The sequence below is a fragment of the Photobacterium sp. 270122K genome (assembly GCF_059941365.1).
The window spans coordinates 457,744-480,216 of sequence record NZ_JBPOEN010000001.1 but is presented as its reverse complement, the minus strand read 5'-3'; the positions used below and the strand labels follow the sequence as shown (position 1 = coordinate 480,216).

Annotated in this window: 19 protein-coding genes; 7 read left to right on the top strand and 12 right to left on the bottom strand. The window is 49.2% G+C overall.

The features are described from left to right. The first annotated feature begins 54 nt into the window (after nt 1-54). Complete coding sequence (locus ACSF8W_RS02145) at nt 55-441, top strand: hypothetical protein (RefSeq protein ID WP_500844624.1); 387 nt, start codon at nt 55-57, stop codon at nt 439-441. On the opposite strand, the gene ACSF8W_RS02140 is transcribed toward ACSF8W_RS02145, so the two are convergent. The 4 genes from ACSF8W_RS02140 to ACSF8W_RS02125 form a co-directional block, all read right to left on the bottom strand. Further along, on the bottom strand, nt 413-1,165 hold the full coding sequence (locus ACSF8W_RS02140) for a glutamine amidotransferase-related protein (protein ID WP_500844622.1): 753 nt from the start codon (nt 1,163-1,165) through the stop codon (nt 413-415). The genes ACSF8W_RS02145 and ACSF8W_RS02140 overlap by 29 nt on opposite strands. A 66-nt stretch (nt 1,166-1,231) precedes the next feature. Then, a complete protein-coding gene (locus ACSF8W_RS02135; protein WP_500844621.1) occupies nt 1,232-2,401 on the bottom strand; it encodes an iron-containing alcohol dehydrogenase in 1,170 nt (389 codons plus the stop codon). Between the two features lie 8 nt (nt 2,402-2,409). Beyond that, nucleotides 2,410-3,831, bottom strand: coding sequence for an aldehyde dehydrogenase family protein (locus ACSF8W_RS02130; protein ID WP_500844619.1), 1,422 nt, complete (start codon nt 3,829-3,831; stop codon nt 2,410-2,412). A gap of 9 nt (nt 3,832-3,840) precedes the next feature. Beyond that, nucleotides 3,841-5,208, bottom strand: coding sequence for a glutamine synthetase family protein (locus ACSF8W_RS02125; RefSeq protein WP_500844618.1), 1,368 nt, complete (start codon nt 5,206-5,208; stop codon nt 3,841-3,843). A gap of 231 nt (nt 5,209-5,439) precedes the next feature. On the opposite strand from ACSF8W_RS02125, the gene ACSF8W_RS02120 reads away from it, so the two are divergent. After that, on the top strand, nt 5,440-6,120 hold the full coding sequence (locus ACSF8W_RS02120; RefSeq protein ID WP_500844616.1) for a DNA alkylation repair protein: 681 nt from the start codon (nt 5,440-5,442) through the stop codon (nt 6,118-6,120). A 174-nt stretch (nt 6,121-6,294) separates the two neighbouring features. On the opposite strand, the gene ACSF8W_RS02115 is transcribed toward ACSF8W_RS02120, so the two are convergent. The 4 genes from ACSF8W_RS02115 to ACSF8W_RS02100 form a co-directional block, all read right to left on the bottom strand. After that, nucleotides 6,295-6,459 carry a hypothetical protein gene (locus ACSF8W_RS02115; RefSeq protein WP_428479846.1) on the bottom strand — a complete coding sequence of 55 codons (165 nt, stop codon included), beginning with the start codon at nt 6,457-6,459 and terminating at the stop codon, nt 6,295-6,297. 339 nt (nt 6,460-6,798) lie between these two features. Next, a complete protein-coding gene (locus tag ACSF8W_RS02110; protein ID WP_428479845.1) occupies nt 6,799-7,101 on the bottom strand; it encodes a YfcZ/YiiS family protein in 303 nt (100 codons plus the stop codon). A gap of 226 nt (nt 7,102-7,327) precedes the next feature. Continuing rightward, the gene (locus ACSF8W_RS02105; RefSeq protein WP_500844614.1) at nt 7,328-7,678 is read right to left on the bottom strand and encodes a DUF3316 domain-containing protein; all 351 of its coding nucleotides are present in this window, start codon (nt 7,676-7,678) and stop codon (nt 7,328-7,330) included. Nucleotides 7,679-7,900: 222 nt separating this feature from the next. After that, nucleotides 7,901-9,850 (bottom strand): RecQ family ATP-dependent DNA helicase, encoded by a 1,950-nt coding sequence (locus ACSF8W_RS02100; RefSeq protein WP_500844612.1) that lies wholly within the window; start codon nt 9,848-9,850, stop codon nt 7,901-7,903. A 344-nt stretch (nt 9,851-10,194) separates the two neighbouring features. Here ACSF8W_RS02100 and ACSF8W_RS02095 point away from each other — a divergent pair, with 344 nt between their 5' ends. Further along, the gene (locus ACSF8W_RS02095) at nt 10,195-11,838 is read left to right on the top strand and encodes a methyl-accepting chemotaxis protein (RefSeq protein WP_500844610.1); all 1,644 of its coding nucleotides are present in this window, start codon (nt 10,195-10,197) and stop codon (nt 11,836-11,838) included. 213 nt (nt 11,839-12,051) lie between these two features. Beyond that, nucleotides 12,052-15,645, top strand: coding sequence for an ATP-binding protein (locus ACSF8W_RS02090; RefSeq protein WP_500844609.1), 3,594 nt, complete (start codon nt 12,052-12,054; stop codon nt 15,643-15,645). A gap of 31 nt (nt 15,646-15,676) precedes the next feature. Here the strand turns inward: ACSF8W_RS02090 and ACSF8W_RS02085 are convergent, their stop codons facing one another. The 4 genes from ACSF8W_RS02085 to ACSF8W_RS02070 form a co-directional block, all read right to left on the bottom strand. Continuing rightward, nucleotides 15,677-16,762: a YdcF family protein gene (locus ACSF8W_RS02085; protein ID WP_500844608.1), complete on the bottom strand. Its 1,086-nt coding sequence runs from the start codon at nt 16,760-16,762 to the stop codon at nt 15,677-15,679. A gap of 177 nt (nt 16,763-16,939) precedes the next feature. Then, nucleotides 16,940-18,922, bottom strand: coding sequence for a flavohemoglobin expression-modulating QEGLA motif protein (locus ACSF8W_RS02080; protein ID WP_500844606.1), 1,983 nt, complete (start codon nt 18,920-18,922; stop codon nt 16,940-16,942). After that, complete coding sequence (gene gshB, locus ACSF8W_RS02075; protein WP_500844604.1) at nt 18,906-19,934, bottom strand: glutathione synthase; 1,029 nt, start codon at nt 19,932-19,934, stop codon at nt 18,906-18,908. The genes ACSF8W_RS02080 and gshB overlap by 17 nt, the downstream gene beginning before the upstream one ends. 124 nt (nt 19,935-20,058) lie before the next feature. After that, complete coding sequence (locus ACSF8W_RS02070) at nt 20,059-20,403, bottom strand: MaoP family protein (RefSeq protein ID WP_500844603.1); 345 nt, start codon at nt 20,401-20,403, stop codon at nt 20,059-20,061. A 174-nt stretch (nt 20,404-20,577) separates the two neighbouring features. On the opposite strand from ACSF8W_RS02070, the gene hdfR reads away from it, so the two are divergent. The 3 genes from hdfR to ACSF8W_RS02055 all read left to right on the top strand — a co-directional run bounded on the left by hdfR (nt 20,578) and on the right by ACSF8W_RS02055 (nt 22,465). Beyond that, nucleotides 20,578-21,438: an HTH-type transcriptional regulator HdfR gene (hdfR, locus tag ACSF8W_RS02065; RefSeq protein ID WP_428479174.1), complete on the top strand. Its 861-nt coding sequence runs from the start codon at nt 20,578-20,580 to the stop codon at nt 21,436-21,438. 321 nt (nt 21,439-21,759) lie between these two features. Continuing rightward, entirely contained in the window at nt 21,760-21,918 is a 159-nt protein-coding gene (locus ACSF8W_RS02060) for a hypothetical protein (protein WP_500844602.1), read from the top strand. A gap of 241 nt (nt 21,919-22,159) precedes the next feature. Further along, a complete protein-coding gene (locus ACSF8W_RS02055; RefSeq protein WP_500844600.1) occupies nt 22,160-22,465 on the top strand; it encodes a DUF6916 family protein in 306 nt (101 codons plus the stop codon). Nucleotides 22,466-22,473: the final 8 nt, after the last annotated feature.

Here is a 22,473-nt window from a genome sequence, read left to right as displayed (position 1 = left end):
GTATATAGACGCTATCGGATAGCCCGTAACGGTAATGGCCAAGGAAGGGACAACATGGCTCTGAGAAAGAAAACACACGCGATGACGAAGCGGCTGTTTCTTGTGATTGCTGGGTTTATGCTAACAGGCTGTGTCACGACGCATTCGGTCGTGGTCATGAATAAAACCAATAAAGACGTCACGTTTACGGGGACGTTTAGTTACGACATAGAAGACAGCCCCCACCGGGTATTCCATTTGGCGCCGGGGAAAAGTGCAGGTTGGTTTTTTGACCGCCATGAATGGTTGCCAGAGACTTTGGATGGCGACCTCAAGGATGTCACACTGTCTCACCCTGATGGATGCACAACGGTATTAGACCGATCTCGTATCGACAACGTGGTTAAAAAACGCAGCAAGTGGTGGTTCTATATCACGGATGACATGATGGGGTGCCCTTAGTCACCATCAATCGCGATTTAATAAAGCTGACTATTATTTCCGTTATTTCCAGATGATGCGTATGTGCCAATAAGGAATTGAGCGCATTGTTGGCGGTTTTCTCAGGAAAAAGGGCGTGGCGCAGGGTAATCAGGTCTTGGCTGTAGTGCGGGGTGTATTCAGGATGTCCTTGCAGGCCGAGGCCATGCTCGCCGACTAACATCATAGCCGTGGGACAAAAGGGACTGCCCGCCAATACCGTACTGTGTGGCGGCAGGGAGACAATTTGATCCTGATGGCTGACGATCAGGGCGTACTTGTCTAGCGTGTCAGGCAGCCAACTATGTTGGGTGAGTGCTTGGGGATCGAAGGTGGCTTGATGGACGCCGATGCCCCAGCCTTTGTCGGCGCGGACAACCTCGCCGCCGAGTGCCCAAGCCAGCATTTGATGGCCAAAGCAGATGCCAACCAGTGGGATGTGTTGTTGGTACAAACGCTGGATAAACGCAGTGAACGTTATGATCCAACGTGACGTGTCATACACGCTGTAACGGCTGCCGCTGATCAAATAGGCATCACATTCATCAAGTGATTGGGGATACTGCCCGTCAATCACCCGATAAAATTGTAAGTAAACACGGGTGTCGACGTGTTCAAACAAGCGAGTGAACATGTCAGGGTAATTGCCATGGCGCGCTTGTAACGCCTCTCGCACATCATCACACAATAATATACCGAGTTTCATACTGCCTCTTTCGGTTATCTGCTTATTGTTCCAGCCTGTTTTGCCTGCTTGTTTTTCAGATCGCGACTATAGATCGAGCGTGCCCCGTTGGGCATGTTCAAGGATGTCACGGTATTGCTCGGGCGTGAAATGCCGAGGGTTCCCCATCGCGGCGGGATCGTGGTGAGCCATCTCGCCTAATGCTGCCGTGTCTAACTCACTGAGCCAGATGTCTGCCAGTGTATGCGGGATCCCCAGTTGTGCCCGCAAATCCAAAACCCAAGCCAGCACCCCGTTGAAGTCTTGCTCCGGCAAATCCAGATAACGGGCAAGGCGCTGCATCTTTTCATGTAAATAGCGGTGGTTGGCGCACAGCACATACGGCATGAGTACCGCATTGAGTAGACCATGATGCAGATGATGCGTCGCGCCCAACGCGTGGGCTAAGGCGTGCATGGCCCCTAAGCCTTTTTGAAAGGCAGTGGCGCCCATGCTGGCGGCAATTAACATCTGTGCTCTGGCTTGCCTATCTTCACCATCATGATAGGCGACAGGCAAGTTGTGCTGGATAAGCCGGATCCCTTCTAATGCGATGGCCTCTGCCATGGGGTGGTACGCACTGCTGCAATAGGCTTCAAGGTTATGCGAGAGTGCATCCATGCCGGTTGCGGCGGTCAGGTGGGGCGGTAACGTACACGTTAGGGTTGGATCCAATAAAACGTAGCGGGGCAACATATCGGGATGAAAAATGATCCGTTTTTGTTGGTTACGGCTATCGGTGATTACCGCCGAGCGCCCCACCTCTGAGCCAGTCCCTGCGGTAGTCGGTAACGCAATGGTCGGCAATAGGGGGAGCAGTTGACTGTGCGCGGGATCGTAAGCACCGTCTTCAAAGTCCCACAAACCGGTGGGTAGCGCGCAAGGTTGCGGAGCGATCAGCGCAAGGGTTTTGGCTATATCGATGGCGGAACCGCCCCCGATGGCGATCAGCCCATCATGGTGATGGGCACGGCAAGCCGTTACCGCGTCCGTGATATGGCTGTCCGTGGGTTCTCCGCGAAAGTGACTGAAAACGCTGTGTATCGGCGGCTGAAAGGGGGCAAGCAGGGCTTGCACCGAAGGCGTCGTTAAGAGCTGAGGATCAACAACAAAAAAAGGGGCTTGGATACCTGCCAGTTGGCAGTAATCCGGCAGTTGCTGGCTAATGTGCTCGCCCACGGTGATCTCCGTGGGGAAGTGCCAATGCATAGTGCTCATACCGTCCCTTATGCGTGTTTAATATGGAAAGATTTGGGGCGGGTTAAAGTTTCAAACCCCATATGTGACAAAGCATAGCCCTTACCTGAGCGTTTGGTGCCGACCCACGCTAAACCGGGGTCAAGATAATCACACCGATTGACGAAAAAGGTGCCGCAGTCCATGAGGTTGCCAATTTTCATGGCTAATGCGGCGTCACGGGTGAACACGCTGGCGGTTAAGCCATAAGGGCTGTCGTTCATTAAAGCAATGGCTTCATCGCAATAGTCCACTTTGTGGATGGGGATCACTGGGCCAAACGTTTCTTCCCGCATGATGCGCATTTTGTGGTTTACCTGTGTCAGTACCTGCGGGGCTAAATACGGGGTGCCATCGCGGCTTAACGGGAAGTTTGACTCAACAATGTGTGCCGTCGCTCCCATCGCGATGGCTTCTCGCAGTTGCTGGCGGACTTTATCGGCGGCTGGGGTGCTGACCATGGGGCCGAGGGTGGTGTATTCGTCCAATGGGTTATTCAGGCGATAGCGGTTGACCATCGCGGTCACCTTATCCACGAATTGATCATGAATGGCGGCATCGACGTACACCCGTTCGATCCCACAACAAGATTGTCCCGCGTTATACAGGGCACCATCCACCACCGTTTTGACGGCGTGATCGAGGTTGGCATCGGCGCAGACATACGCCGGATCTTTACCGCCGAGTTCGAGCCCCAAGGTGTGGAAATGCCCAGCGGCGGCTTTTTCAACGGCGACCCCGCCGGATTCAGAACCGGTAAAAACAACGTGATTCAGACGTTCACTGGCAATCAAGGTAGCGGTGTTTTTATGGTTCAGATACAAATGCTGAAAGACGCCCGCCGGCAAACGGGCGTCATTAAAGGCGTGTTGTAAGCGCAGGGCGGTTAATGGGGTCTGTGATGACGGTTTAAGGATCACGCTATTGCCGGCCAATAGCGCGGGGATCACGGAATTGATGGCGGTGAGATACGGGTAGTTCCACGGGGCGACCACCAAGACGGTGCCCAGTGCCTCGCGTGTAATGAAACGGGTAAAACCGGGCTTGTCCGGTAAATGGTAAGAAGCGAGGGCGTGTTCACTCATCTCAATCATTGCCAGTGCGCGCTCTTCGACACCACGCAATTCACTGCTGGCGTGGCGGATGGGGCGCCCCATCATCCAAGACAGTTCTTTCGCAATACTGGGGGTATGGCTGAGTAAGGATTCAATGGCATGTAAACAATAACGTTTTCGGTCGGCTAATGGTATTTGTTTCCATGTACGTTGCGCTTGGTTGGCGATGTCTAAGGTGCGGTCCATGTCCCGAAAGTCGGCTAACGTGACGGAGGCGACAACGCGGCCATCAACGGGTGAGACGGTATTCTGAATCGTTTTACTGGCACTTTGATGAAAGGCGGCGGAACTGCGCATGGTGACCCCCTAGATGATTTCAAAATAGCGACTCAATTCCCAATCGGAGACGTGTTTGCGCCACTCTTGCTCTTCCCATTCACGGGACGCGGCAAAATGCTCGACAAAGGCCGTGCCGAAAAGTTGGTGTGCGGCTTCAGAGTGTTTGAAGCACTGTGTGGCATCCCATAGGGTGCGGGGCAAGGCGATCTCTTGGGCATGCGGTTGGCTGTAGGCATTGCCTTCGACAGGGGCATGGGGCTCCCAGCCTTGTTCGATACCGATCAACCCGGATCCTAATGCGGCAGCCAGCGCGAGGTAGGGGTTGGCATCTGCTGCGCCGATACGGTATTCAACCCGTTGACTGCTGGCGCTGCCGGGGATCACGCGTAAAGCGGTGGTGCGATTTTCAATGCCCCATGTGGCATCGGTAGGGGCCCAATACCCTGGTATCATGCGGCGATAACTGTTGATTGACGGCGCGACCATGGCCAGTAACTCCGGCATTAATCGCTGCTGACCTGCCAGAAAGTGCCGCTGCTGTGCACTCATGCCGTGTGGGCCGTCAGGGTCGAAAAACGCACTGGAACCGTCGTTGTGTTGCAGGGATAAGTGAATGTGTCCACTTTGGCCGGGGTAGGCGTTGCTCCACTTGGCCATGAAGGTCGCCATTAAATCGTGTTTTTGTGCCAGCACTTTCATGTAGGTTTTAAATAAGGCCGCTTTGTCGGCGGCGTGCGCGGCGCTATCCACAGTCAATGCTGCTTCGATGACGCCCGGGCCGGTTTCGGAATGAATCCCCTCAAGTGGGAAATCCATGGATTCGGTCATGGCGAGTATGCGTTGGTATAATGCAGCATGGGTGGAATTGCGGATCATGGAATAGCCGAACCAGTCAGGCGTGACGGTTTCTAGATCGCGAAAACCTTTCTCTCGCACCGAGTGCGGGGTTTCATTGAAAAGGAAAAATTCATACTCGAAAGCGGCGTGGGGCAAGAATCCCATTTGATGCGCTTTAGCGATCACCCGCCGTAATACCCCGCGAGGGCACACGGTTTCTGCTTCGCCAGCAAACTCTGCGATGAACAACAGCATGCCTTCTTCGTCGAGCACATCACGGCAGCTGGATGGCACAATGCGCACTGGGGCATCAGGATACCCTGTGTGCCAGCCGGTATAGCGGGCGTTGTCATAGAGCTGATCTTTTACATCCCAGCCTAAGACCACGTCACAAAAGGAAAAACCCTTATCGAGTGACGAGAAGAACTTGGCTTTGGACATGTATTTTCCGCGCATTACACCGTCGTTATCAAACAGTCCGACTTTAACGTGGCTCAGTTGGCGGGCATCAACAATGCGCTTGGCGTCATCAATGGTGGTTACGTTTCTTGGATCCATACCTTGCTATCCTTGCTTGTGAGAAGGGAAAGCCAATGCTCGACTCGCCGTAAACTAACTCACGTAAACCAATAGGATTTTTTATTATTAACAATAAACGTAGGAAGCGTGGCGGTATTCGTCAACTGCATTACGACACTGTCGTTGTGTGACGGTGCGCGGTTTCTTCGATAGCATTGCCTATAAAACTGTGCTCCAATGCTCAAAAATATAAGTAAAAGGAAGTTATTGATGTCACTTGTTATTCCTATGGTGATATTCATGCAGCAACGCATGGCAGAAGCCGGAGATGCCGATACCGCAAAAACCATGCAAGCCTACATGAAAACGGATCAACCGTTTTATGGGGTAAAAATGCCGCAGCGAAAAACCATTTTTCGTCAGGCGAGGGCGCATACCAAGATCACGTCATTCATTGAATATCAACGCTTAGTGCTTTGGCTGTGGTCAGGTGAAAACCGTGAAGAACAGTATTTAGCGATGGATGTAGCGGAATACTATAAAGCGTTTCGAACCCGTGAAGCCTTTGTGATCTATGAAGAAATGCTCAGCACGGCATCCCATTGGGACACGGTGGATAAGCTGGCCTCAAGCCTGATTGGCCCACTTGTTTTAGCCCATCCCGATCTGGCCTCTGTGCTGGTGGCATGGCGTGAAGATGACAATATGTGGTTACGCCGCGCATCGTTATTGGCGCATTTAAAGCACAAATCGCAGACCAATGTACCGCTGTTAGAAGAGACCATTTTGATGCTGGCGCATGAGTCCGAATTTTTCATTCAGAAAGCGATAGGCTGGGTATTACGTGAATACGCGAAGACGGATCCAACGTATGTGCGTGGGTTTGTTGAGGCGCATCACGCGGTACTATCGCCGTTAAGTCGACGGGAAGCCTTAAAGCATATTGCGTGACGCGAGAAAATGCTGGTGGGAGATAAAACCGTTACAGAAAAGAAAGGGGAAACAAAACAGCCAATCATGGGGAACAAGATTGGCTGCTTACATCAGAAGGTGGAACGCGAGGGTGCTAGGTGACATTAAGGACCGCAGTGTGTGGCTGCACAGAGTGCGGCAAACCTGCCATCGTTAGCGAATGAGTCGACCTGAATCGGGTGCCAACTTGCCTGTGCCCCCTTGATGATGGGGTGTCGTCGCGCCCATTTCTTGCATCAAAAACTCGCGTAATGCCGCCGATTCACGTTCGTTGCTCGGCTTCCAGTTGGAAATCACTCTTGCTTTGTTACTCTTCATCGAACTCATCCTTATTCATGCATGATGCAATCAGGCATCATGTGCTTAGTGATTCATATTTACGCTTTATTTTTATACAAAAAGAATGAAATTACCACCTGTAAATGCGTAATGGGCATAAAAAATGCGCTGAATTAATTTATTTTGTTAAAAAATGCAGTGTCAGAGTGTCAGAGTGTCAGAGTGTCAGAGGAAGAGGGCAGAAGAATGACGGCAGCGAAAGCCAAGGCTGAGTGCAGGAAAGTGTGCAGAAAAAAGAAAAGCCAATACAGAGCATGTATTGGCTTCGCGACGGGCACAATGATGGAGCATGGTGCCCCAAGCAATAGGCTGAATCGATTAGCGAATCAGTGAGCGTGTTTTTAGCTCATAGATAAGTTTTTCAGCGCTGCACTCAAACTGGATGCGAGCAGTCAGCTCTGTGCTATCGTCAGTTAGCGGCGTTACGTCATACTTGAAGTTTGCATTGACTTCTTTCGCCAATGCCAAGTAATTCGCCAGTTCACCTTCTAGGGCTGCTTTATTGTTGGCAAATACTTGTACTTCCGCAACATCATCACCTTCTTTGATGATAAAGCCCATTTCAGCTGATACGCCACAGGCTTCGCAGGGTTGGAATTCTTGCTCGTTGTTAGTAGTCATGGCTTCACTCTATCTTCATTATGTTTATGCCAAGTTATATCAACACGATGATTGAGGTTACTTGGGGATATAGCGCCATTCTAAAACGTTGTGACCAAGATCGCTACGGTTGAATAAAGATTTCATATGACAAATCGAGAAAAGTGCGCAAAGCCGATATAAATGCGCAACTTTTCATCATGCCACCTCATCCCGCTTCAAACCTGCCGTGTTTAACGGCTCTTTCTTAGCGATTGTCCGATTCAAAGGTGTCGTAGCTATAGTTCACATTCACAATGGCACGGTATTTTACTTCCCCTTTTGCGTTGGAAAATTCATCCACTTGAATATGCGAATTGTCGACGGTGAGCGAGTTGGTTTTGAGGCCATACTCATAGATCCCGAGTGTACGTTTGAGTTTACGTGGGGATTCATTGTTGAGGTTGTTAACCAGCGTCTGCCCTTGACGGTACGCCGCTTCGCGTGAATCACTGACACCGGCATTAATGTACTGACTGGCTTGAGTATTTTCACGGGTAAAGGCATACGATGCCGTACTGCAGCTCAATATTATCACCGAAAGAAGTAGCGTTTTCATTATGGCTTCCTCGTGTTTAATAGTGTGGTTACTGATAGTCTTATCAATCTCGCTATAGTAGACCTGTGCTTATGTGAGATCTTTCACGGTTTTGTGGTTTTTATTGCTAAAAAGTCTGACGAGGAAGGAGGGAAGGCAGGGAAGGAAGAAAGCAGATAGGGAATAAAAGGGAAAAGCTGAACGCGGGGAAATCCCCCGCGTTGTGATGAATATCGCTCGTGCTTACATCGCGTAAAGTTGGGTAATTTGTGTCAGGGTGGCTTGGAAAGGGTACAGTTCCATTTTTCCAAACCCAGAAAGCTGACGGGCTTTGATTTGCGTATGCAGCGGACTGTTCATGCCACACAAGAAGCGGGTGATCGCCGCTGCAGAAGGCGATGATGGGCAGGCGCTAATGAACGGATCTACCCATGCTTTTAGCATGTTATCGGAAATGGCGGCCGGCGCTGTATCTTGGGGCAATACCGCGACATGACCACGACAGACTGAACAGTGCCCACATTGCGCGGGCGCATTGTGATCGGCAAAATAGTGCGCCAGACGATGGCTGAGGCATTGTTCACTTTCAAAGAAGGCCAGCATCTCGTTTAAACGGTGGACTTCACTCTGTTCTTTTGTCGCAAAAAGGTGGTACAGGCGTTGTGCTTCTACATTGGCATCAAAGTCGGTACGGCTAATACGGTAAACATCCGTCATTTGCTTACTTTCAAGCGTGATCCAGCCTTTCTCTGCGAAATAGTCGAGCGCGGCTACCACGCGTTTACGCTCGGCATGCGCCACTTGCCATAACGCATCAAAATCAACCGTATACCAGGTTCGGGCTTTGGCTGAGCAGTTAAAAACATGCTGAATGAAGTCGCGACGTTCACCTTGGAAGTGCCCAAGAATAAAGGCCTGATCTTGCTCTAACTTGAAGCGGTAGTCAGCAAAATAGGTGTACTGTGGCTCGATGATGTTTGCCATTTCCAGATACACCAGCAGGGTTTTTAGCGGCAGCATGCGAATATTCGTGTCTTTAGACAAGCGTAGCAGGATCACCTCCCATTGTGGTGTGCCTTGCTCTCCTTGTTGGGCGTGCGCCTGTTGTAAGATTTGCGTGAGTAGGTGCTCAATCGCAGATTGATCTGGTGTGTCGCCATAGACAAAGTTTTCCAGTACATTCAGGCCGGATTTATTGCCTAACAAAATACAGTCAGCGGGTTGACCATCACGGCCGGCACGTCCAATTTCCTGGCTGTAATTTTCGATCGATTTTGGCAGATCAAAATGGATCACCTGGCGAATGTCTGATTTGTCGATCCCCATACCAAAGGCGATGGTCGCGATAATGCAATGATGCTGACCTGCCATGAAATCGCGCTGAATGCGTTGACGTTGCTCGCTGTCCATTCCCGCATGATACGCTTGTGCCGCATAACCCTGCTGGCTGAGCCATTGTGCCAAGTCTTCTGCGGTTTTCTGTAGTGTGACATACACAATCGTGGGCTTCGGTGATGCGGATTGGGTTAACTGCTGAAGCAGTGTTTGCTGTTTCTCCGCCAGCGGCGTGGGCACAATGGCGAGATCCAAATTGTGGCGATAAAATCCGGTGATCACGACATGTTCTGGCGCAATGGCAAATTTATTGCGCATGTCTTCGATAACCGCCGGTGTCGCGGTGGCGGTCAGCAGCAACACTTGCGGAATGTTCAGCATCGCGCGGTATTGAGGCAGTTTAAGGTAATCCGGACGGAAGTTGTGTCCCCATTCTGAAATACAGTGGGCTTCATCCACCACGAGCAGGGAAATCGGCACTTGCCCGATAAAATGACGAAATCGTTCGTTGTTCAGGCGTTCAACGGAAATCATCAAGATTTTGATTTGCCCACTTCTGACCCCTTGCATCACCTGCTGGCTTTCTTCCCACGTTTGGCTGGAATCGATAGAGGCGGCAGCAATTCCCTTACTGTGCAGAAAATCTAACTGATCTTTCATCAAGGCCAGCAGTGGCGAAATCACCAAGGTTAAATGCGGCAATTGCAGCGCCGGTAACTGGTAGCACAGAGATTTGCCCGAGCCGGTCGGGAAAATAGCCGCGCTAGAGTGACCATTGATGACATGTTGGATCACATCATCTTGCCCTGGTCGCAGAGAATCAAAGCCAAAGTAGTGTTGCAGGTTCTGTAGATACATAGACACGTCGCGTTAAGAAGCCAGTAAGAAAGGATGATAGCGAAAATTGTCACGATCACCTATGCCCGAATGAAAACGGTTCAAAACCGGTGCCATTATCCAAATAATAATGTTGGGATCTATAACACAGAGTAAAGGGGTAAATACTGGAGATTGATAGATAAATTTAAGGATAAAAGGCTGTATATGTGTCGCTTATGCATCAAAAGTAATTAAAAACACTGTGCCAATGGGTGTACGGTAACCCTTTTTAATTCGGTTTTTGATAGAAAACGCTATATAGGGAAGAATCACCACGCATTCATAACAATTAACCACTAGCTCTATGATTTATAAGGAAGTATATGTCGTGGTTTCATAACCTCAGTTTTCGCAGTAAGTTTGCTGTCCCTGTCTTGATCGTCGTGACGATTTTTTCGAGCTTGTTTGCCTTGGTCATGGTGGTCTTCAATGATCAGGTCAACACCAATGCCACCCTTAATGACTATATTGAGCCTGTGCTGGTGGATATGGATGACGGGTACCGTGACCTGTACCAAGTGACGACGGCGGGCAAGGGCATCGTATTGGCGAATAACGATCCTGAGCAGGTTGCACATTATCAAGCGCTGTATGCCGATGATGAGTCGAAAGCATTGGGGCGCTTATTGGCGGCGCAACGTTTGATTGATGGAGGGCTATTAACGGGGTCATTGCAAATGACCGTGAATCAATTAGAACAGCAATATGTCCGGTGGGTTGACTATTATGCACACATCGTCGCAGATCCCGATGGGGCCGATACGTATTACCAAACTCATCGACAAGAGATAGAGCGCGAATTTGTTGCCCTGATTGATTTGTTCATGCAGGTACGTAGCAGTATTGAACAGAATGAAGCCGATCTACAAGTGGCCATTGATAAAGAAATTGCATGGGTGACACGCGCGTTAGAAATTGGCGTCGTGGTGGCGATTTTACTGTCGATTGCCGCCACGTGGTTCATTTCCGGTGTCGTTGTCACGCCGTTGCGCCGCTTGTCTGACAGCATGAACGATATCGCACAAGGGGATGGTGACCTAACGCAGCGTGTCGACATTACCAGCCGTGATGAAGTCGGGCAATTGGGCGAAGCGTTTAATGCGTTCGTCGGGACGATTCATCAAACCATGGGCGAAGTGGCATCGACCTTGGCCGCTGTACAAACCGCCACCGACCAGATCCAGCAAGAAACACAAGGTGTGGCGATGCATGCTGTTTCGCAGCATGAAGAAAGCGCACAAGTGGCGACGGCGGTGAATGAAATGAGTGCGACCAGCGACAACGTGAGCCAGCATGCCAATGAGGCTGCGCAAGCGAGTCAGCGAGCGAGTGATGATTCAGATACCGCGCGGAACGTACTTGGCAATGCGGTGAGTTCAATCCATCAGTTAGCCGATGACATTGATGCCTCCAGCCAAGTGATCAGTGAATTGGAACGGGATGTCGGCAATATTGCCTCGATACTGGATGTGATCCGTGGCATTGCCGATCAAACTAACTTACTGGCATTGAATGCAGCGATTGAAGCGGCGCGTGCGGGTGAACAAGGCCGAGGTTTTGCGGTGGTTGCCGACGAAGTTCGCTCTCTGGCCAGTAAAACGCAGCTCAGTACTGGTGAAATTCAAGCCATGATCGAGCGTTTACAGCATGGCGCGAAAGAAGCCGTAACCGCAATGGCGAGCAGCCGAGAAAGCGGCATTAATACCGTGGGGCAGGCGAACAGTGCCAATGCGTCATTGGATGCGATCAGTCAGTCGATTTCGGTGATCAATGAGATGAACTTGCAGATAGCCACGGCAGCGACGCAGCAAAATCAGGTGAGTGAAGACATTAATCAAAACGTACAACGTATTGCGGATAAGAGCCAAGCCATGGCGGAGCAAATCCATAACACGGAGCAGGCATTCATGATGCTGGCAACGCGTTGTGAGCAGTTACAAACCCAAGTGGGCCGCTTTAAAATTTAAAGCGGCGGATACGCGCGGGTAATAAAATACAAACGTCTAACAAAAAACCTCCTACTGGAGGTTTTTTTATGGGGTTTATCCTCGTTTTGATGCGGGTTTTGGGCTGGAAAATCCAATTAACCAGATTATTTGTAAGTAAATATTGATAGCGATTTACAGCCTCTGGGGGCTGCATTAGTATGCGGCGCTTTCTTTCCCCCTTTAGCCCTGTCTATGATCAATCCCGTTTTTATTATTGCTTACTTTTTCTTGTTTAGCAGCGCGGTTGTTGGCGCACCGTTTGAATTAACCCCTGATGAGAAGCGCGTTGTGGCACTTCACAATGAGTTAGTGATTGCGAAGCCTGCACATGGACGTCCAACATTTTGGAATATGTCTTCTTCTGAAGAGGGCGGTGGTGTCTATTATCACTTTTTAAAGGGAATGGGTGATGCGATTGGATTGCCTTTGCGTTTTAGGTCTTATGATAATTACGCGGCTGTAATGCAAGCTGTGGAAGAAGGTGGTGCTGATCTGTCGCTGGGATTTGTTTCAACGGAAGAACGTCAAAAGCACCTACTCTTTTCTGTGCCGGTTTTTCAAAATTACAATGTGAAGTGGTTATCTCACGCGGCATTGAAAAATAAACCAGCCAGTGAAATGGATTGGGTTTGCTTGCGGGGCACGGTATCGTGCGATTACATCGCACAAGGGGGGTATCGAACACTGCTCCGTGCTGATACTGCTGAAAAAGTGATCCATCGGTTGGCATTAGGTTTGGCAGACGGGGCCATCGTCAATTTTGCATTAGCGTACGATTATTACAATACGCTACTGCCAGGGGAGTGGATGGGCGATATTCAAATGCTTGATCCACTTAACTCAAGCATGGCATCCATGATTATGTCCCCTCGCCATTCCCAGTTAATGGCGATTATCGATCGCTATATTGCCCACGCACAAGAGGATGGTCTGTTAACACCATATAAAGCGGATTTGCAGCTTTTACATAATGATTTGATTTTGACGGCAATAAAGAACCAATATCAGCGAGAGGTGCTGCGTTACACCATCAGTGATGAAGTACACCCGTTGTCATACCGACATCCTGAGTCGGGTGAGGTCGTGGGGTATGTGCATGATATCATGGCAATTTTGGCCCGTAAAACCGGATTGGTGTTTGAGTACGTTCCTCCTACGGGGCGGACACCGAATGCAATGCTGGCACGAGGGGAGGTGGAATTGTTGCCAGGTGAATTCTTCGATGATATCGACGAGGGGATGTTTATTCATTCCCGTCCATTTTATGCCGTGGAATGGGCACTGATTAAAACCAAGAAAAATATTGATAAGAAAGTCTGGGCCGTGCTGGATCGCTCCAATGGGTTCAGCTGTGGTTATACCAAACTTCAGCTTAAAGAAAAGCATCAAGTTTATAAGCACATTACGCCATTGTTGGCCGATGTCGCACGGGGTGTCGTGACGCATGCGTATGTGCCGCAAAGTGTGGTTGATATACAACGCTATTTTAATCAAGCTGATAGGTTTGATGTTGTTATCCCGAAAAACCCGTTATTGATCGATACTGATCTTGGGATCATTCTCCGAGATGACTCACAACTTTTGCGCAGTGTGCTGAATGCCGCCATTGATGTGACGACCGAAAATGAAATCAATTTAGCGCGATTGAATCACCATCATATTATTGCGCAGTATGGGTTTGATAAAGATACAGCGACCCATATTGCGCTGTGGGGAATGGGTGTCGTTGCCATCATCCTGATCATGGGATTGATTCATGCTAAGCGCCTGAAGCTCTCGTTAACCTCGGCGCAAGCCACGCAGAAGCGCTCTTATCAGCAAGTCGAATGGCTGATGAAATTGCTGGATAACATTCCGGGTATGGTGGTGATCACCGACGCGACCGGTAGGCCGATTTTGTCTAATAAGGCGTTTAAAACCTGCTTGCAGACCTGTGAGATGAATCAGTGTGGCAACATGCAGCAGCCGTGTTTCTTCCTCGACTCGTTAGGCGGCGCGATGTCCAATAACGAGCAAACTGAACTCCATCTGACCAAAAATGGGTGTGCGGTGGAAGATCGCTATTTCCGAATTTTACGGGAAACCGTGATTAACCCTCGGGATGAGGAAGAATACAACATCACGGTTTATGATGATTTCACTGAGTTAAAATTGCAGCAGAAACAGCTAAAAGAATCGAAACTGGAAGCGATTAATGCGCTGAAAGCCCGTGACGCGTTTTTGGCGATGACGAGCCATGAATTGCGAACACCGCTTGCGGCGATGATCGGGCTGATGGAACTGTTGAGCTCAAAACTCAAGCAAAAAGACAATCAAGAGCTGATGCAAAATGCTCAGCTGTCTGCTGAGCGCCTTAAGTTACTGGTCAACGATATCCTCGACTTTTCAAAAATTGAAGCCGAGCAGTTACAGCTGGATATGTACCGCAGCAATGCGTTTGATGAGCTGTGCCCAGTGCTCCGTACGTTTGAAAGTCATGCGCAATTGAAAAAGCTGGATTTTGTGGTGGATTGGCAGCCTACAGCACGGTGCATGGCTGAATTGGATTGGCACCGCGTGATTCAAATAATCAATAATCTATTGAATAACGCGATTAAGTTTACCGATCATGGTTATATTACCGTGTCGATTGTTATCACAGAGTCCAATTTACAGCTGGTGGTGAAGGACTCTGGTTGTGGCATGACCTCAGAACAATTGGCCAATTTATTTCAGCCGTTTGCCCAAGGGGATCGCACCATTACTCGTCGCTATGGTGGCTCAGGATTAGGCATGTCCATCGTGCAGCGTTTGGTGGTGCTGATGGGTGGGACTATAGAGGTAGACAGTCAGGCTGTACAAGGGACGACAGTGGCAGTGACGCTGCCTGCAGGCTTTTACCGTGATGATAATCGGGATGCAAAACCGGTTTATACCGATGATCCCTGTATTGCAAACTGGTTAGACGTGTGGAGTGTGGTCGTTCTGGATACGTTTGCGCCACACACAGACACCATCGTGATGATGGCAGAAAACCACAATATTTATCCAGATGTATTGTTGAAGCAGTTATCAGCGTATATGCCACTTCGCCCTGCTAGTACCACATTGGCCCAGTATAGCGGTACTGTGTTGGTGGCTGATGATGACCCAATCAACCGGCTGCTGTTTCAGAAGCAATTGTCGAAACTCGGTTTAACCACGGTGATTGTGAATGACGGCTTGGAAGCCATTCAAATGTTACAAACATGCGATGCGCATATCGATGTGGTGATTACTGACTGCCATATGCCCAACGTGGATGGTTATGAACTGACGGTAAAAATCAAGACTGATGAACGACTAGCGCATGTGCCGGTGATCGGCTGTACGGCAGAAGACTCGCGTTTAGTCACGGAAAAAGCGAAGCAGGTCGGGATGGATGACATAATCTATAAACCCTATACCCTTAATACGCTGTCGGTCATATTGGGTAAATACTGTTTGCCAACAATCGCTGAAAGCGCAAGTGCGCAACTTGATTGGTTGAGTGACTATGCGCAAGAAGAGCAAGTTGAAATGTCACAGGTAGTGAAAGCCGCACTGATGGCGGATCATGCGTTGTTGTCGACAGAACATTGTGATCTTTCGGCATTGGCACACCGCATTAAAGGCTCAGCCCATGCCCTGAATATTGCGGTGTTGGCACAGGCCGCAAAGGACTGCGAAGGGGTCAGTGGCCAGCAAGCTGAGCATGCTAAACAGCATTTATTGCGTGAAATGAGCAAGGTGATTACGGCGGTGACGCATTGGATAGACCAACAGTGATCCTGTTTGAATTCCGGTGACAGCCACTGGGTTATGGATGTGTGTATGGGCCAACCCGAAAGGCGGGTAGGCCCATGCCCCGCAATGCATCAATCACGCCATTCAATGCTGTTTGACCGGTCGGTGCGGCGATGTGTTGCTTCTCAACGGCCATCGCATTGATCGTCAATGGCGAATTCTTGCTTCGCTGCTGCATCGTAAGAAATAAGATCCACGCGCGGTGCAGGTGGTTGGCATGCGTGATTAATGTCAGCCGCTTTATTCCGCAGTGATGAGCAATGGCCAAGCTATTGTGGGTATTATCTAGCGTATTTGTTGCGGCGTTATCTTCAATGATCCTCGCCCGATCAATCCCTGCGTTAATCAGCCACTCTGTCATTCGTTGGGCTTCGGTGTAGCCCGCTTGCTGTACGCCCCCAGTCACGATGATCCTGCTATTTGGCCAGCGTTGCACTAACGGTAAGGCGGCCTGTAACCGCTCTGTCAATATTGCCGATAACGCCCCATCGGCTTCCAGTTTATGCCCTAAGATCACCCATGCGCGATGCTTACTGTGCATGTCGTCAGTTTCGGCTTGTGCCTGCTCCTCTTCGGATCCTGCCGGTATCACTGTCTGAAGTACCGTGACTAACGTGTCCATCATCGTTATCACCGCCTCTGCCTGTTGAGGGGATAGCGCGCGCAGTGCTGTCAGTGCGATGCGGCTTTGCTGAGCATGTGCTTGTTGCGCTTTTTGTTGTGCTTTTTGTTGTGCTTTTGGTTGTCGTTCAGCAGAGGTGAGGCTGTCAGCCTCCACGGTGCCCAAAGATGGCATTGCGGCGATGTGATGCCAAACCGCCTGGTAACACAGAATAGCCTGCTGCTGCGATGCAGAGGCACTGTGACTGGCTTGTTCATACAAACGCAAGGCGGCCGATAACTTACCGTTAAACGTGGCCATATTGGCCAGCGTGATGAGTATCTCTGTGCGCTGTACCGAAGACGCCAAGGCGAGTGCTTGCTTGAGGTAAAACGTGACCGCATCCAAGTTTGTCATGGATTGGCCGTATATGCGGTAATGGGTACGGCACGGGCTGGTATAAGCCGCAAGGGCTTGTTGTAAAAAGAGGGATTCCATGGCGTGGCGATTCCATTGCTGAGCCTGTGTGCAGCATGCCTGATTCCCAAGAAACACGCAATGTAGGGTGCCACTAATCATGGGATGTTTACACGCAGGGGTCTCTGATGTTTTCTTTGGGGATAAAAAAACGCCGGAGAGGAGAACCTCACCGGCGTTTTTGCAATCAAGACCGTGTTACTTGATGCAGCGCAACATGTAATCGATGATTGGATCGTGGTTGTCTTTCAGTTCAAGCGCTTTCGGCATGAAAGCAGGCTTGTTCAGAATTTCACGGGTGATCAGTTCATCCAATAATGGCTTGAACTCAAAACCGGTTTTACCGACAAACAGCGATGTCAGATCTTCGTTTGCATAGGCATGCAACGCATCCTTCAGCCCTTTTAGGTAGAGGTAGTCTTTCGTGAAACCACCACCACGGTACGCACGGGCTGTAATCGTGAATGCATCATCTTTGCTGAGCTTGTAGTCATGATTCAGTACATGGTAAGTCTCGTTAAAAGTCTCACCACGTACCATCATATCAACCGCAATTACACGCAACGCCAATGTTTTCAGGCGGTGCAGTGGGAAACTGCCAGACAGGTGCTCACAAAGAATTGCCAAGCCTTCTTGGGTGTGGGTGTTACCCGGCAAGCCAAGCTGCAGTACTTTTAGTGGCTGCATTTCAGCATTGGCACTGGTCACCAAGTGTACACCCAACTCATGGTGGATAAGGGCATTCAAATCTTTAGGATTGAATTTTGCCCCCATGTTCACCTTGATATTGCGGCCGCTCACCATAGCACGCGCGATCAGTTGTTTAGAGCCGGCGATTTTGCACTTAATGCCGTAATCGTCCGCAGCGTCTTTAAACGCTTGAATCGCTTGTTGTGCGGTAATGGTTTCCGCTTCAGGCTCATCATATTCGCACGCATGCAAAATGAAGTTCGCATTGGCGATGTCTTGTTGATCCGGCTGGCCGTAGTAGCGCAGCGAGTTATACAAGAATTCATCGGTACCAATACTGGTCAGCAAATCGATACGTACAGCAAGCTGATCAATCACTTTGCGGTACATCTTTTGGATGTCGGCATCGCGAATGTCTTCAACCGGCAAACGGTAAAGCTGCTCACGGAACTTGTACGGATCCAGATCAAGCTGACGATACGTAAAGTTCGGCTGATAATCGTGCGGGCGCTGCAAGAAACGGCGTTTTTCCTGCTTGATGTTCAGCGGGTTGATGTAGCTTAGCGTATTCACACCGCGTGCAATGGCATGCAGTTGACGGTCAAGCTTGATCACTTCACGTGGCAACTTAGACGCCAAGATGTGGCTGCTGGTTAACTTCTTGACTTTGGTACGGCGCAAAATGGTTTCTGCGGCGTGTTCAGTCAAGACGTTCTTCATTTCCGCCTTCATTTTCTCGATAACCAGTGGGTAGCTTTCCCCACGGGCTTCGTCCATAAAGACTTTTTTGACTTCCAGCGGCATGATCAAGGTATTGTTGAAGCGTTCCTTGATGAAGGTCGCTTGGTACCCCATACCTTGGAATACATCGTTCACGCGCGCAGTGACATCGATATTTGGCAGCTCAATCTGGTTGAGTTTATCCATCAAACTATCGATTTCTTTGCGCCAGCGACGGCGATTGACCTGCTTGGTGCCCAAGTTGAAGACCGGCACGTCACGCTCAATACGCTGGTAGTTGTACGAATGCAGATCGTATAACAGGCACAGACCAAAGTGGCTTTCCAGTGTGTCGACAAGACACGCAAGAATGCGGTAATAGGTGTTGTGCTTTTCCAGTGAAACGGCGCGTTCAGCGTCAGTCAGTGGGGTTGACCATACTGGCTTGCCCCATGCTTCTTCGTAGATGCAGTTATCCGGCCCGCGGTTGAGATCATACTCATAGCGCGAGTCTTCCCCTTGCAGCACGATAGGCAGCGAGGAGATGAAATCACCGGTAAACGGATCTTCTTCGAAGTAACGCTCATCTTCATTGAGCAAACAGTTTGGCATCAGGTCGCCGCGGAGGCGGTGACCATGATGGATCGCTGTTGCAATGTACGGCTGGTATTCGCTGATGCGAATAGTCAGGCTGCCGTCATTTAGCTGCGCTTCAAAGGGAATGAGTTGCTGGATTTTTTCCAGCACTTCATTTTCAGTAAGCTGTAGCATCAGCAATTACCTGACGGAATTCGTTCTTACGTGCAATGCCGATTTCTTTGGCTTTAACAACGCCTTCAACGAAGTCCAAAACTTGAGCTTGTAGCTTCACGCGGTTCAAACGGTTGATACGTGTAATGCCGCCTGGGCTTAGTACGTTTACTTCAACCAGTTTGCCTTTGATCACGTCAAGACCCACAAAGTACAGACCGTCACGAACCAGTTTAGGACCAATGTGCTTACACAGTTGGATCTCTTCTTTGGTCAGTACGTGCTTCACTTCACGGCCACCCGCGTGGATGTTTGAACGCACGTCACCTTCTGCAGGTACACGGCGCATCGCACCAATTGGCTCACCGTTTAGCATCATGATACGTACGTCGCCTTCTTCAGCGCCTTCAATGTAGTCTTGAAGGATAACGTAGTTCTGATCATCACCGATGTAGAAGTCAAGCAGTGACTTCACGCTCGATTTTGCGCTTTTCTCGACTAGGATTACGCCCTTGCCGCCGTAGCCGTTCAATGGCTTCAAGATCATACGATCGTTAGTGCTTTCCTCTAGAACGCGCTGTAGGTAGTCGCGGTTCTTAGATACGTGTGTTACAGGGATGAACTCGTTGTTCGGATCAGGCAGCGAGGTGGTGTATAGCTTGTTGTTTGCTACACGTAGACCGTCGATGTCGTTCATGATGAAAGTTTGATCACGAACAGAATCCAAGAAGTTCAACGCCATCGTATCTAGCGGCGGGTTGGCACGCATGAAAATAACATCAAAACCAGCAAGCGGTAGCTGAGCGCTGTTGAATTCGGCTTTGCGGTAGAAGCTAGGGATATTAGAAGAAATCTCACCTTGCTTTAACACTTGGCAGAATGCCAGCGCAGTGCTGTGACGCATTGTCAGGTTATTCGGTGTTGTAATGGCTACCGTGTGACCACGCGATGCAGCTTCGTGAATCATGCGTAGTGTTGAGTCGTTTTCTGGCTCAACTTTGTCCCACGGGTACATAACAAAACAAATTTTCATAGCAGTTGCCTAATTTCTGTCATATTCGACAGGGGTGAAAAAGAATTAAGCCATCACACTCGCGTGGATGGCTTATTCGGATAACTTAATTTTTTTAGAACAGTGCGGAGGGCCCGCCCTATTACTAGATATCGATATCGGTATCGCTATCGTTATCGTCGTCGTCGTAGTTCCCATTTTGCTTGCGCTGTGACTGGCAAAGGGTATAACTACGGACTTTGTTGGTGGTTTTACTTACGTACTTATTCCAGCATTTTGCAAGGCTGGAGTGCATGTCTTTTTCGCCACTGACTTCCGCAAGAAACTCAGCTTCAACCTCGGTAAGAGGAGCCAATGACCCGTCTGTTAGGGCGCGCATGGTACGGCCATAGTTTTCTAACAGTTGAGCTTCACTGACGGTGAATACACCAGAACGGTTGAAGCCACGTGGGAAATTTTTATCGTCGTAAAATTTGCCTACACTTCTCATTTAATAATGCTTCCGGACGAGATTTGCGGTGATATTCTTTCACTGACGGTTTCTTGTAAAACAAATTTTTTTCGTCGTGACGATAAAAAATACTTATCATGGATTGATTAATGTAAGTCCTCCTTCAGATGTATTATTATGGTTTTATATTCTCCTTAGTTATTGAGATCGCTAGTGGATACAGAACTACTCAGAACATTCCTCGAAGTAACAAAGACTCGCCACTTTGGTCGCGCCGCAGACAATCTGTTTTTAACCCAGTCAGCCGTCAGTTTTCGTATCCGACAACTTGAAACGCAGTTAGGGAATGATTTGTTCTCTCGTCAGCGGGGCAATGTGCACCTTACTGCCGCGGGAGAGCGCTTGCAGCCTTATGCTGAAGCGATTTTGCAAACCTGGGGGCGGGCTAAGCAAGATGTCGCATTAAGTGACAGTCATAACCAGCAGGTGACGATCGGGGCCTCCTCGTTGTTTTGGGAGTTCGATGGCATTTCCGATTGGATCAGCCGTATTTATCAGAGCGTCGAAGGGTTAGCGTTGCGCCTTGAATCCGTCCCGCGTCAGAGCTTGGCCAAGCAATTGCTCGACAAAAGTATTGATGTCGCGATTACCAGCGATCCACCGAAAATTGAAAATTTACACGTCACCAAAGTGCGTGATTACCAATTGCAGCTCGTCACGAATGTGCCGGAATGTGCGATGGATCAAGTGAAAGCACGTCCGTTGGTGTATCTCGATTGGGGTACGCGCTTCTCACTCGAGCATAGCCGGATCACAGAATTGCAAAAAACGCCGATCATGCATACGCACTCAAGCAAAATGGCCGTTGAGTTTTTAATCAATAACAATGGTGTGGGTTTCTTGCCGTCACCCGTTGTGGCAAGCAGTGTTCAAGAAGGGTTACTTTTCCCGGTTGAAGGCGCGCCAGTCATGGAACAGTCGCTGTATTTAGTGTGGCGTGAAGACACAGAAAAAGTGGAAATGTTGGAAGCCATGTTGGCTGTTCCATTTACCCAAATTATCGAGAGTATTTAACGCGATAGAATGCTGACTGTTGCATAAAAAGTGTTGATGGTAAGGATAAAAATTACTCGTTGTACAGAAAATACGATGATCTCCTATTCTCAGATTGCTCCCCCTGCCAAGGTAGGGGAAAGCCTGTGTTAACACGGTTGATGTATATCACACTGTGTAGAAGAGAGCAGTCAGTGGCGAAGGTTTCGTTTACTGTTTTTATCTCGCGCTACGCTGCTGTTTATATCGGTAACAATACTGTGTGATAAATCCAGTATTGTTGTAAGTGTACAACGTATTAGTAATTAGTTACTTACTCTGGAAGAGTGTCAGGAAACAGTCATGGCTAAGTTAGATCAAAAATTCGCGAAAGGGTCTAAGTCAAAAAACAAGTTCGATTTTGGAGATGATTTTCAAGATTTCGATCAGCAATCAAGGAAGAAAAAGCGTCGTGTTGCGCGACAGCGTGATGAATTTCCGGAGTACGAAGAAAACTATTAATTCCCTGTCATCGTCATGATGATTGAAGTGAAGGGCGCCTGAGGGTGCCCTTTTTGTTACTTGTTATCTTTTACTTGCTACTTGTAATCTGTTACCTGTAACCCCTTCACCGTCCCCCCTTGTTTTTCTTCTGCAGCTTGTTCTTCCTCTGAGGCTTGTGATTGTGTTTAGCCTGATCCGGTTTACGCTTATAGAGATGCGTAATGCGTCTACTGGGGCGATATAGCCAATCGGAGGTGCCATGAACCCATTATCGATGAACAACACGCAGAAGCTGATTGGTGAGACGATTAGCTTGTTTGATGAGCAAGGGCGAGAAGGGCACTTTATTGTCAATGCGGTGACCCCGTTGGACCGCCATGGCTTTGATGATCTCGGACGAGTGATAGAGCATTTTGTGATCAACTTTCAAGGCGATGGCAGCAGCCACTTTCCTGATGGGCATTACCATTTCAAGCATCCTAAATTTGGCGAAATCTTGTTGTATGTGTTTCATAAGACGGGGCATGAGTATGAAATCATTGTTGATTCACAACTGCCCGGTTAAACCTGTGT